This window comes from Chryseobacterium sp. Leaf201, assembly GCF_001421435.1.
Taxonomy (GTDB): Bacteria; Bacteroidota; Bacteroidia; order Flavobacteriales; family Weeksellaceae; genus Chryseobacterium.
Genome location: NZ_LMKA01000066.1, coordinates 1 through 12,800 on the forward strand (window position 1 = coordinate 1; position 12,800 = coordinate 12,800).

The following is a 12,800-nucleotide window of genomic DNA, read 5'->3' on the forward strand; positions in this document are numbered from 1 at the left end:
TTGAATGCAATTAGAAATAAAATCATCCATAGAGTTTATGCCCTAATAAAAAACAATTCTGTCTATGAAAATAAGTTGCATATGTCATAGAAATCGAAGTGACGGTCTGTCAGTTCATATGCTTGTTAAGAAAATTATATAAAATGTTCATTTGACTCCTTACAGTCGAACCACTTCGTTAGGTTTTACATTAATGCAAAACGAATCAAAAATCTAATTCTTTGTTCATTTTGCCTTGATGCAAAACGAACCAAAAGATCAAGACCCAAAACTTTCTTAACGCTACAAATTGAGCCGGCGCTGAAAAGTTTAAACTCGCGCGGATTTAATATAGGCCTGTTGATCACTATTACCGCCGCGCTTCAAACACTAAACTTTTTTTGGTGGCCCGCTCTTTCAATTTGCTTAACGCTGAAAGTTTAATGGTCAGTTAAGGCCAAACAACAATCCTGTCGATCGCTGAACCGCCACCGTCTCTTCGAGTGTTTTTTGGAGCGTAGCGAAGAAAAATGTATCGAGAAGTCAGTGTTATTAATTCACATATTCTTTTGTCTTGAAATCGAAGATTCGACGCAGTCAAACCATGCTTCAGTAACAAAAAGAAATGATCGGAAAGCTGGAAAAACTTATTCAGGATAAATAAAAAATTACTCATTGCTGATCCGTCAGATGTTCTTTTAAAAGAAAAATAAGACCCAACTGTACACCAACCACCAGAATTAATTTGAGGATAAATGTTTTTTTTGCGTATTTGTGTTTAAAAAAGGTCATCCCGAGCAATGCTCCAAAAGTACCTCCCAAAAATGTGAGGATCAGCAACACACTTTCGGATAGTCTGCGCTGCCCGTTTTTTGCCATCCGTTTATCCCATCCGAATGACAGGAATGTAAGGAGGGTTATGATGATGAGGTAGTATTTTAAGGCCATGTATTTTAAATTTTCCGGGATTAATAATCTAATTAGAGATTTGTAAATGTAAGGGGATATTTTAACAACAGTTTTGCCAACTTCCAGCTTTTTTAAGAAGAGACGATCTTAGCTAAGTGTTCAAATAGTTTGCTGTATTTTAATGTTTTACCATTTGAATCGACCTGTTCCGCAGCTTCAACTCAATTTTTAAATAATCAGGTTTCACAAAAATACATTATTAATGGTTTAAAACTTACTATAGGCTATAAAGTATTAAAGCCGGTTTGTTATAAGTTGAAATCAAAGATTACTTAGAATAAAAAATCCTGAGTTCATACTCAGGATTCTAAAATTGTTACTTTTGTTTTTCTTGGTTAGGGTTCATTTGCTTTCCACGGTCACCTTGGCTTTGGTCATACTGTAGATTAGTACCTTTCTCACCCTTATTCGGATTTTTAATGTTGCTCTCATTGTCTTTCGGATCAATTTTCTTTTTCATTTTTTTTAATTTTAATTGTGTTATAATATAGTTTACGATTTCCTGCGGTGTTGTCATATCATCAATATGAATAACAAGGTCATAATGTGATTCCAGCGTATAATCAATGCCATACGAATTTACAAACTGCCTTTTAAAAAATCTGTTGCGTTCTGCAACGGTCCTGAACGTTTCATCCGGCCGGTTGGCTTTTTTAAGCCTTTCCACTGCCTTTTCTTCAGAGATTTTCAGAAAGACATGGAAAGCATCCGCAATAAACCTGAAACCCAGCCGATAATCCATTACCAGATGGTCTCCGGCATTGCAGTACGATGAGAATTCCTCATCAATTTCCTGATCCAGTACCGGATTCCCTGTACATTTATTTTGAAAATCAATAATGTTCAGTCCTTCCCTTTCTGCTCGTTCCCTTATTATGTTCCCTAATGAAATAAAATCATAGCCCAGTTGCATTGCCAATAATCTGCCCACTGTACTTTTCCCGGAAGCCACTTCTCCGGATAGTGTAATTTTTGTTTTCATGCTAATATTTCTATGATTAAGCCGGCTGTGTTTCCCATTGATAAAGTCCGCCCCTTTTAATAAACTTTTCATAATTGTAATCCATCTGTCCGTAAGCCTTTTCAACTCCCGTTTCCATGATTGGCCGACTGTATTCCTGAAGCCCTTTTTTGTTGGTGAAAAACCTGCCGGCAGGATCGATCATCACATAGCTGTCTTTCATTTCTGCATTATCTTCGGTAACCATGATGTTTTCATCTTTAAAAGACCGGTGAGCAGCTATAAAATGATCAAACTGTTCTTTACCGATTACAAATTCATCGATATGCTCGTCATTCTCACCTTTTATCGGCAGCACCTGAAATACCTTCCACCGTTCAGGCTGAGCATATTGTATCAGGTCCGTTAAAGATTCCCGGTAATTCAGCTGATGCACTACCGTGTTGATCTTCAGCTGATAGCCAAAGTCTTTGATGCGGTCAATAAGATTTTTATAAAATTCAACAGTCAGAGGTCTTTTTCCTGCCACTGCCCTTCCGGAACTGATGTTAATGCCGTCATCTATACTGTCAATACTCAGGATGATCCAGTCTAATTTCCCCTGGTTTCTCATCAGGAAATCATCATCAAGCCTGGTCCCGTTGGTAACGATCATGGTGGTCATCCCGCTGTCCTTTGCGGTGCTGATCAGGTCTGAAATCCAGGGACACAGTGTGGGTTCGCCGCCGGCGAAAGTGATTTTCTCAAATCCGGATATCCCGATCTGCCGGACAAGCTCTACAGACTGTTCTCTTGCCAGGTGCCCTTTCGGGAGTATTTTTTTCGCATCCTGAAAAGTGGCAAAGCAAAATTTGCATCTCATGTTACATGGTTCCCAAAGGTGATAGTTTACTGAAGGGATCCTCCCCTCAAAAGGTGTTGTCATTGTTATTTTACTGTTTTTTTGTTGTACTGAGTAATAAGCAAAACAACATCCGGAAAACAATAAAAATGCGTTTCCGGAAATATCACCGGAAACGCAGGAACAAAAAGTTTTTTATGAGGAATGAGAGCGGCTTAGCCTAAGATTTTTTTCAGGGCACCCTGATAATTTTCAGACACCGGCAAATGGCGGGACTCTATTTTACCGTTGTCACCGAAAAGGCTGATCTCCACCGTTTCTTCTTTTTTATGGTAACACCGGATGTGCCTTTTATTCACCCGGAAAGATTTATGGATGGTTACAAACTGGCTTGTCAGCAGGCCCTTCTCTTCCATCCTGGAAAAAGAAAAGTCGACGAGGTTTTCAGGCTTCCGGTTAATGAAGTGGATCTGTTTGTTGTTGGATTCAGATCCGGCCTGCTTATCGGCACAGAGATATACGATCTCATCGATCAGGATCCGGTTCTTTTTGGTTCTGTTGAAATCAAGGTACACATACCGGAGCCCGGAGAACAGTTCCACTTCCCGAAGGAACCTGGTAAAGCTTTTAACAAACTGCTCTTCCGTAAAAGGCTTGGTGATATGATCTACACAAATTTCCGCATCGCGTTTCAGGTGCTCGATATGCTCAATATAATCGGCGGTATTGATGCTTGCAAAGAACACCGGGATTTTCAGTTCCTGCGCGACTTCCATCCCCGTCATGCTGTCGTTGCCCAAATCCAGATCTGCCACCAGAATATCGGGATGTGCCTGTACTGTTCCAAGCTGCTCAAAGAAATGGTCGGATGACCTGCTCCTGAGCACAATCCTCGCATTTGGAATCTTATTGAGATAAGCTTCCAGCTTTTCCAGATGCTTAGAGTTGTCTTCGAGGAGGGCGATGCGGTAAGTGTGGGTCATCTATGTTTCTTAATTGATTTGCAAAATTTATAAAAAATTAATTCTATTACTATAGCTGATCTTATTGCAAAATATCATTGTTACCAAATAATGTTGGCAATATCAAACAACAGTTTATGTCTTTCTTCTAATTCCTCTGCTCCAAATTGGTCATATGACTTAAAGTTCAATTTATAAACATTAATCATCTTGTAGAAATCTAATTTTGATTTATATGAATCTGCTCTTAAAGTTTCATTCCAATACAATGTATTAGAATATGATTTCAATTTCTTTTTAAAATTTTCATTATTACTAGAAATATTGTCCAATCCTTTTAATAAGAGTAATCCGCCTAATCGATTACGCTCTCTCTCAAAAACTTCTTCATTATTATCAAACAGTAGTAAATTTTCTGCGTTATAAGATAAAATATGCTCAATATGAAAACCATTAACTGCACCAGTATTCTGAACAAGGTTATAAAAAGTTTGCTTCATTTCCATCTTCGTGTTGGACGATATGAATTTTTCTATTCTGGCAAAAAAATATCTTTTAAATCTTTTATCCAAGTCAATACCTGTTTCTCTGAATAAGTTGTAATTTAATTTATTTTCTACAGGTAATTGTCTTTGATTTGAAAGCTCTTGTAATAAAAAGTTATCAAAAACCTCTTGTATTTTTTCTAGTGATTGATTTCGAATATCAGAACTTAGCTTATAAATACCAGTAGCAAAAGAATTACTATTATAGCCTCTCTGTAATTGTAACAGACAAAATAACTTATCTAGATTTTTACTTATGGAAAATATTTTTTGCTCCTCATCAGGATCATTAAGAACACAGGCAGACATTATTAGCAAAAATTGCGAATTCATGTCTGTAAGATTATTATAAAAAACATATGGTTGATTATCATTAAATTCTCTGTAATAGTTATAAACTTTTGCGTAAATATTTGTATAATAAACAAAATCATTTAATAAAAATGTTTTTACGCCTTTTGGATTATGCTTTAACATTAAAGTTTGATTATATTCATCCTCAAACATTACACGATGATAATCTTTATCAAATTTTTGGGCTAGACCTCTCGTTTCTGATAATTTACCCTTAAGAAAATAGATAAAAAACTCATCTATTTCATCTTCTTTGAAACTATTAATTAACTTGACTTGATTATCCCAAATCTCATTAAAATCTAATGACACAAGTTCATCCTTATCAATCTGCCCTAGAAGTTTGCCTTTGAGAATTTCGTAGGGTTTCAGTTTTATACCTCGATCATTGATGACTTCAAAAACCATTGGAACATCAGTTTGCTTAACATCAAGATTTATTAATACTAATCTTCGTAGAAAATAGAAGACAAAAGTTTCAAATTCTTTTTTATCGTCAAGCACATTCAGCCATTTTGAGATTTCAATATAATTCTTAACCATATTTTTTGCCGTAACACCTGATGAAGTGTCTATTTCATTTGGGTCTTTACCATCAAACAGATCTTGCATTGCAGTGATATGGAGGGTATGGTTCATCCAAAATTCTTTTTTGAATCCTGAAGTTCCCATAATCTTACTTTTAATCCAATCAATTAAATCAGACTTGTGCAACTCTGATAGGTGTTTTAATTTGATAAGAATTAATGTTAGAGTTGTTAATCTTTGCTGACCATCAACAACAAATAATTTGCCTTCTACTAAGTTTGTAACATAAGTATTGAGATAATACCAAGAGAATTTATCAATTAACTGATCTATTCGAATATCTGAGTCCTTAAACTTTTTATATTCTTCGTTAAAACGGTAAAAAACATCTTCTAATAGTCTTTTTACTGGTTCCTCATTCCATTTATACTGCCTTTGATAAAAATCAATAAAATAAGTTGTATTTGAAAAAACACTGTCAATGTTTTGTTTGTCTGGTGAAATATCCATTGTAAGTTAAAATTTAGGTTATTCTTAATTTATTTTTTACTCCAACTTCTGGCAATTATATAACGTTATATTTTTCCGAATTAATCATAATAATCTTCTTTTAGTTGAAATCTCAAAGCCTATAGGAAAAGGCTTAAATGGTCTCTTAGGTGGTATAACATTTGTTTGAAAATCACGTAGAGCTTTAATATCTAACTCACCAACAATATAACTATCATTAATACCTCCATGAATTTTCATTATATCTCGCTTCCAGCTATCTTTATATGGAGCTCTTATTCTTGTATCACCATATACCCTATTATTACATAATGTTACAAAACTATGTATATCTAAACATGATGATTTTACTAAATTTTCGTACGTTTCAGTATCCTGATTCCAGGCGATCACAAAAAGATTATCAACCTCACCAACTAAAACAGATCTATTATCTATATATAATAAATCGTTACAAATTAAACCACTGAATACAAAACCATTATGTCTAATAATTAATTTTTCTTTATACAATGGTTCAATTCTTAAATTGGCCTTTTCTCTAATATCTTCAATTTCATGTACAGCTCCGATTAATTTAGACTGAAATAATGCTATACTTTGATTTATAGAACCATCTAAATTTTTTAAAACATATATTAATTGATTATCTACTTCTCTCAGTGGAGAATTTATTTTATAATCTAAGCCTGCTACCAAATTAATACCTGCTAGACCTAATTTTGTTGCTATTAAAACATATAAATTTCTTGGTAGTGCTAATTCGTGAAAAACTAAATAATCAATTTTTTGTTTGCTATGAATGATTTTATTGACCAAACTAATTATACGATCAGTTCTATGCAGGTCGGTATCTAAAATCTGTCGTACAACAGCATCATATGACGAGTAGTTTGTCAAGAAATGTGTTGTCGCAATGATTGGATTAATAAGTGAATTAATAGTTTGATTTTTTTTATCAAAATCAACAAAGTAACATCCATCTTTTTGATGAGGTACAGAATTATCTGCATGTATAGATGAAATCTTGTAGTTGTAACTCGCTGCTAAATCAGAAAAACTTTCGGATTCAGTGATAATTTTATTCTTAAACGCAATACTGAGTTCCAATAAACTGATCCTTCGCGTGTAAAAAAAGAATCCTGATGATTTAGTAATAATTCTACATTCCTCATCACACTTTTCATACTTACATCCACATTTAGTGGAATGTAAATTATTTGCTACGAATTCGATACTTTTATATGAAAAAAAGTTATGAACTACTAATTCATCAGTGAGTTGCTGTATGTTTTCAGATAAATAACTAACATATTCATCGTATCTAAAATAACAATCTTTATATGGAATTCTATGTAAATCACAATTGAAAAATTGTTTTACTTTGTATTCTAAGTCATCCTCTAAATAAAAAGTATCTAAATAAATACTCATCATTTTAACTATAAAATTATTATCTGAATGTATAAGAGATAAACTACTTATAATTACTTCTACAATTTTGTCCTTGATAAATTTTGTTGCTAAATCAATTTCGAGGGGATTATTGACACTTTCACTTAAAAATAAAGTAACCTCATGCAATCTTTCAAAATATTTTATGTGCAGTTTTTTATTATTTGAGTGTATTAGAATTCCAAATAATCTTGGTATAAATTTACATAAGTCTATAAAATTTTTTAAATCAAAAACATATTCATAAATAAGCTCTAAAAACTTGTCTAATCTATTGGACCAATATTCTTGGGTCAACAAATTAATATTATTTTCAAAGCCAATTAATTCCTTTACAAAATTATTTCTTTTTAAAGTTATACCAGTAGATTTACGTAAACTATCTACTTCTTCGCACTCTTTATTAGAGTCACTAAAAAAATCTGAAGAATCAATAGCATCATACTCTGATGTATCTGGTATTAATTTCCATTCACTTGAGTTTTTATTAACTGCTCTTTTAAGGTGCTCTATTTCTGTTTTATCTTTTTCGAAATTAAATAAAAAAATTTTCTCCTTATCAATGTTAAATTCTCCTAGTGCAATTTTTCTATTATTATCTTTTTTTTCAATAATTGTATTTTCAACAATGTCATGCTTCTCTAATCGTTCAAGTATGGTGGTTAAGTTTATTTCGCGATCTTCAGTATCTTCAACGGCAATTATAAAATCATCAACATACCTTCCATAATATAATGGTTTGACATTATCTACAATATCTTGATCGAACTCTTTTAAATAAAAATTTGCTAAAATTTTTGAAACATTTAATGTTAATGGCAAACCATTTTGAGATTTTTCTTCATTTTGATCAAAGTGCGAATAAAATTTATTATTTTTTGAATTAAATTTTTTGATAAGATTAAATAATACTTCATTAATAAATATATCAAATCCATCAGTCATAACTTCTGAAGATGATAACAATTTATCAATCTTCAACTTCAGATAGTCTATATCAATTGTATGATAGTATTTACGTAAATCTGATGTGATAACTACAATGTCCTTCTCACTCTGCTCAACCTTTTTAAATAAATTATTCTGCCAGTTTTTATAATCGGTGAAATATGGTTTATAAAGATTACTATTTTGTCTATAATACGGCTGATTAATCTTTTTATTATTTTTTTCAAGTCTACATCCGTACACATTAGAAGATAATAGTTCATCTATCTGATATCCAATTCGATTAATCCATAATCCTCCGACCATTTGGAAAAAAATGTCAATATTTCCAATAAAGCGACATTCAACACTTCTAATATTAAAAAGACTCTTTCTTGCGTTTTCTATCGTTTTAGGTGCAATTATCTTTGAACGATTACCATCAGTAAAGTCAATCTTTTTAAAAAAAAAGGTCATGCTTCCAACAGATAAATTAGATATAACTCTTTTGAGATTTTTACTTGAAAGAATATCATACAGAATTTCAATATTCTCCTCTAAGTGATCCTCAAATTCGATTATTTTTTTTAAAAGAATACTGTCTTTTTCAAAATACAAATCTCGTTTAACTTTTCTGTAAACGTAATATAACTCTTTACGTGAAAATTCGTTTAGATTATTCATGGTTTAAATTTCGCTTAAAATACTTTATTTCTTCTTAACTCTCATTATCTCCTTTCCCCAACCATTCGGCACAATGTTCTTTTCTCGCATCCAATCCAAAGCCTTATCAAGTCGATCAGCATATTTTGCCTTACCTTGATCCCAGTTTAAGAAATCTTCCTTCAAAAGGTCATCAGTGATGGATTCTTTTCTAATTAATCTATTATTCCAGACGGCATATAAGGTTGAGATAATTTCAGGTTCTTGATAGTTATAAGATTTGAAAACCTCAATCAACTGGTTGATTTTCTCTTTCTGCTCATCTGAAAAATAGCCATAATCTTTCAGCGATTTATCATTATTTTCTCCACTAACTATTCTTCTTAAATTACCGTGTTCTTCTATGACAAACCATTTTGATTTTAAAACCTCATCCCAAAACGTTTTTGTAAAACCACCGTCATAAGGACCTGCTGCCTGCACAGAATAATTTTGATTAAGGTCCTTCTGCAAAATGTGACATTCTACCAAATGAAGAAGCTTCTCAAACTTCGTCTTACCAAAAGATTTATCTTCTAATGATTGGTTGATAATATGTGTTGCCAGCATTTTACGCTGTACTTTTTTATCTCTTGTAGATAAAGTGGGATAAGATGGATTTTCTTCTGCTACAATTCTTAAAACCTCTTCATCAGGCTGAACATACTTTTTAGAAACAACTTTTTTAGGTTTCTCACCATTCTTCAACGCCACAATCTCTTCTAACAAAACCCTCGCATCCCCATCAGTCTCCAGCTGTTCTGTAAGATCGCCTTTGAAAGCTTTGTGCAAAATAGTCTGTGGCAAAGTTTCTATTTTGGCTTTTAGGTTTTTGTATTTTTCTTCTATGGCATCTGCTTTTGCAAATAGACTTTCTACGCGGAAAACTATTTCTTTTTGTTCTTGAAGTGATGGTAGGTTAATTTCATATTCTTTAAGTAATGGAAATTCTACACTTTCTACAGTAGTACCACTTTTCATACAAGTATTACGTATGTCTTCTTCTAGCCCTCTTAAAGAATAAAGCAAAAATTTATAATTAACTCTGTCATTAGGAATCAAAACTTTTAAATCTTGATTAACGGTTGTTTCAACAATATTTGATGATATGGGTAATATTCTTCTTAAAATCCCACTTCTTGTAACAATTAAAATTGAATTTTTTGGAATTAAGATTGCAGATGAATTTTTAACAGCTTGCTCTGTAATTTTATCTATCGAATCTGAAAGAAATAAACCTTTCATATCCTTAGCAGTTATCCACAACACTGTACCATTTTGCCAATAATCTGTTACAGCTTTACTTGGAGTTCCACCACCTTTCCAAACTCCTAAATCTTTAAGTTTTAAAAATTCAGATTGCTTAAATGGCAGTATATTCCCCGTCACCGCTTTCGTCAAAACCTGCTGACGAAAGTTCTTCAATAAAACCGGTATTTTTGCCATTGAGGTTTTGATGCTTTCTAACTGCGCAAATAAAGAATCTAACTTTGCTACAATACGGGTTTGCTCTGCTAATGGCGATAGAGGAAATTTTAAGCCTTTTAATAATTGTATTGTAATTTGTGGTTGTGCTGTTCCTGTTATGACCGATGATTTATCAACTTGAATCATTGCATATTTAACATATCTAAGATTTATTAGTTCATCACTAATTTCATCTAAGACAATCGAATTACTTGTGATAAATGATTTTAGATTAGTTTGATGAATCGCTCCACTTGCAGCTCCTCGACAAGAAATTATTATTTTATATTTTTCATAAGAATAATTAGAATATTTTCCAATAATTCCATTGGCTCCGTAAACATTATAACCATCTTCAGTTAATTCACTTACAGATAAACCCTTCCCATACACTAAATTAAAAATATTCTCAAGCTCAGTTTCCACCCAATTATTTGGCAATTCTTTCTCCATCAATTCAATTCTTTAATCATTGCATTCAGTTGTTCGGTAATGCTTTGCAGTTCTGCCAATGCGTCTTTGGCAATATCTATCGGTTCGCCAAGATCATCGTTGTTGCTCAGACTGCTGTCGGATATTAATCCTAAATCGAGGCTGTAATTTTTCTTTTCTATTTCTGCCAAAGTAATGCATTGCCATCTTTCGTTGGCAACTTTTCTTCTTTTGGCTTCGTCTATGGTAGCATCGTAGTCTTTCACCACATTTTCAAAGCCTAAACCTCCAGTGTAAGCGGTAATGAAATCATCAAATGCTTTCTCTGTAAACGGGGTACGCTTTCCGAAGTTGGGCATATTGGTACGCATATCGTAGAACCACACGTTTTTGGTGTTGGCTTCTTCGGTTTTGCCTCTGGTGAAAAATAAAACATTTGTTTTCACACCTGCTGCATAGAAGATTCCGGTGGGCAAACGCAAAATGGTGTGAAGGTTGCATTTTTCCATCAGGTCTTTTCTGATGCGCTGTCCGTCGCCATCTTCAAACAGAACATTATCTGGTAAGACAACAGCTGCACGACCTGTTCCGTCTGCAATAAGACTTCTGTAAATATGTTGCAGAAAATTCAGTTGTTTGTTACTGGAAACGTATTTTAAATCATTTCTTGTAGGTTTCTCACCACCTTTCTTCGTTCCAAAAGGTGGATTTGCCAATACGCCGTTGTAACCTTTCAGGTTTTCGCCTAAGCTGGTTAAGGTATCTCCTAAATGAATGGTACTTTCCAATCCGTGAAGTCGGGCATTCATCAAAGCCAAACGGTGCGCATCGCCCACCAGTTCTACGCCAGAAAACGCTTTTTCTTCTTGAAATTTAATTTGGTCTGCCGACAAAGTATATCGGTAATCGTATTTTTCTTTCAGATAATGGTCTGCCGAAATCATAAACCCGAAAGTTCCGCAAGCCGGATCGTTCCATTTTTCACCCAATTTCGGAGCCATCAGTTTCACCATCACATTAATTAAAGGACGAGGTGTAAAGTATTGTCCGGCACCGCTTTTCTTTTCTCCCGCATTTTTCTCCAGAAGGCTTTCGTAAATATCGCCCATCACATCACGGTCCGATTCTTCATACCAATCGAGCTTATCAATCGCCTGAACTAATGTATTGAAGTTGACAGGTTTTGTCAATGTTGTAGAAGCATTGGTGTAAATATCTTTGATGGATGCGCTTTCGGTCTCATTACTTACAGTAGCTAAAAAAGTACGGTACATTCTAAAAGCTTCTACATTGTCTTTCTGCTCTACAAATTTAGCCCATCGGTAATCTTCTGGAATCTGATCTGCAAAGCCTTTTACTTCAGATAATTTCAGAAAAAGAATGTATGTTAATTCGTTAAGATATTGGTGATAGGTAACCCCGTCGTCGCGGAGTACGTTACAAAGATTCCAAAGTTTATTGGCTATTTCCTGTGCGCTCATATATTTTATTTAATCAAGATACTCCCATTGTCTCAAACCATGATTTTACTGATTTGCGGGATTACTTGATTTTTTTGTTTTTTATTTTTATCTCTATTCTTATTTTCGAATCTTAATTCTTTTCATCATCTGAACCATGATTTTCCTGATTCTCAGGATTACAGGATTAAAAAATCCTTCATTCAGGTCAATCCTGTGAATCCTGGTTCAAGACTTTTTATCTGTACAGCCTCTTAAATTCCAAACTCTTTGCTCCGAAATTAATAAGCAATCCGTCATTGATATTATAGGCTTCCAGATAGTTTTTAGCCTGTGCAAGATGCACATCCTCTAATTTGATGATGGCTTTGATTTCCAGCATTATTTTATTTTCTATGAAAAAATCTACCCTTCTGGTGCCGATGTATTGTCCTTTATATTCTAACGACATTTCCATTTCTCTTTCAAACTCAATATTCCTCAAACCAAACTCAACAGATAATGCTCTCTGATAAATAACCTCCTGAAAACCATTTCCCATCACACGGTGTACTTCCATCGCAGTACCGATAATCCGGTGGGTTAAATCGTTTATTTCCATCGTTTGCATTTTTGTAATTCTACCTATCGTAATTCAAATTTTTGGGACTGCAAAATTACCTGATTTATGTCTTATTCCAGTAAAATTCGCTGTTCAATATAACTAAA

At 33.5% G+C, this 12,800-nt stretch carries 9 protein-coding genes; all 9 read right to left on the bottom strand.

The genetic code is table 11. The features are described 5' to 3' along the window. Positions 1-651 precede the first annotated feature (651 nt). The 9 genes from ASE55_RS08590 to ASE55_RS08635 all read right to left on the bottom strand — a co-directional run bounded on the left by ASE55_RS08590 (position 652) and on the right by ASE55_RS08635 (position 12,693). On the bottom strand, positions 652-927 hold the full coding sequence (locus ASE55_RS08590; protein ID WP_056217943.1) for a DUF1294 domain-containing protein: 276 nt from the start codon (positions 925-927) through the stop codon (positions 652-654). A 337-nt stretch (positions 928-1,264) separates the two neighbouring features. Further along, the gene (locus ASE55_RS08595) at positions 1,265-1,930 is read right to left on the bottom strand and encodes a cytidylate kinase family protein (RefSeq protein ID WP_056217945.1); all 666 of its coding nucleotides are present in this window, start codon (positions 1,928-1,930) and stop codon (positions 1,265-1,267) included. A gap of 16 nt (positions 1,931-1,946) precedes the next feature. Then, on the bottom strand, positions 1,947-2,834 hold the full coding sequence (locus ASE55_RS08600) for a viperin family antiviral radical SAM protein (protein ID WP_082474377.1): 888 nt from the start codon (positions 2,832-2,834) through the stop codon (positions 1,947-1,949). Positions 2,835-2,965: 131 nt separating this feature from the next. Beyond that, positions 2,966-3,733, bottom strand: a complete 768-nt coding sequence (locus ASE55_RS08610; RefSeq protein ID WP_056217954.1) for a LytR/AlgR family response regulator transcription factor — start codon at positions 3,731-3,733, stop codon at positions 2,966-2,968. 80 nt (positions 3,734-3,813) lie between these two features. Further along, positions 3,814-5,649, bottom strand: coding sequence for a DUF262 domain-containing protein (locus tag ASE55_RS08615; protein WP_056217957.1), 1,836 nt, complete (start codon positions 5,647-5,649; stop codon positions 3,814-3,816). A gap of 84 nt (positions 5,650-5,733) precedes the next feature. Next, positions 5,734-8,715, bottom strand: a complete 2,982-nt coding sequence (locus tag ASE55_RS08620) for an RNA-directed DNA polymerase (protein WP_056217960.1) — start codon at positions 8,713-8,715, stop codon at positions 5,734-5,736. Positions 8,716-8,739: 24 nt separating this feature from the next. Further along, the gene (locus tag ASE55_RS19875; RefSeq protein WP_082474378.1) at positions 8,740-10,653 is read right to left on the bottom strand and encodes a restriction endonuclease subunit S; all 1,914 of its coding nucleotides are present in this window, start codon (positions 10,651-10,653) and stop codon (positions 8,740-8,742) included. Continuing rightward, complete coding sequence (locus tag ASE55_RS08630; RefSeq protein WP_056217963.1) at positions 10,653-12,113, bottom strand: N-6 DNA methylase; 1,461 nt, start codon at positions 12,111-12,113, stop codon at positions 10,653-10,655. The genes ASE55_RS19875 and ASE55_RS08630 overlap by 1 nt, the downstream gene beginning before the upstream one ends. A 217-nt stretch (positions 12,114-12,330) precedes the next feature. After that, on the bottom strand, positions 12,331-12,693 hold the full coding sequence (locus ASE55_RS08635; RefSeq protein WP_056217966.1) for a GxxExxY protein: 363 nt from the start codon (positions 12,691-12,693) through the stop codon (positions 12,331-12,333). Positions 12,694-12,800 lie beyond the last annotated feature (107 nt).

What these genes read in the sequence shown, in the direction of transcription:
- ASE55_RS08590 (WP_056217943.1), bottom strand. Translation starts at nt 927, where the DNA reads ATGGCCTTAAAATACTACCTCATCATCATAACCCTCCTTACATTCCTG.
- ASE55_RS08595 (WP_056217945.1), bottom strand. Translation starts at nt 1,930, where the DNA reads ATGAAAACAAAAATTACACTATCCGGAGAAGTGGCTTCCGGGAAAAGT.
- ASE55_RS08600 (WP_082474377.1), bottom strand. Translation starts at nt 2,834, where the DNA reads ATGACAACACCTTTTGAGGGGAGGATCCCTTCAGTAAACTATCACCTT.
- ASE55_RS08610 (WP_056217954.1), bottom strand. Translation starts at nt 3,733, where the DNA reads ATGACCCACACTTACCGCATCGCCCTCCTCGAAGACAACTCTAAGCAT.
- ASE55_RS08615 (WP_056217957.1), bottom strand. Translation starts at nt 5,649, where the DNA reads ATGGATATTTCACCAGACAAACAAAACATTGACAGTGTTTTTTCAAAT.
- ASE55_RS08620 (WP_056217960.1), bottom strand. Translation starts at nt 8,715, where the DNA reads ATGAATAATCTAAACGAATTTTCACGTAAAGAGTTATATTACGTTTAC.
- ASE55_RS19875 (WP_082474378.1), bottom strand. Translation starts at nt 10,653, where the DNA reads ATGGAGAAAGAATTGCCAAATAATTGGGTGGAAACTGAGCTTGAGAAT.
- ASE55_RS08630 (WP_056217963.1), bottom strand. Translation starts at nt 12,113, where the DNA reads ATGAGCGCACAGGAAATAGCCAATAAACTTTGGAATCTTTGTAACGTA.
- ASE55_RS08635 (WP_056217966.1), bottom strand. Translation starts at nt 12,693, where the DNA reads ATGGAAATAAACGATTTAACCCACCGGATTATCGGTACTGCGATGGAA.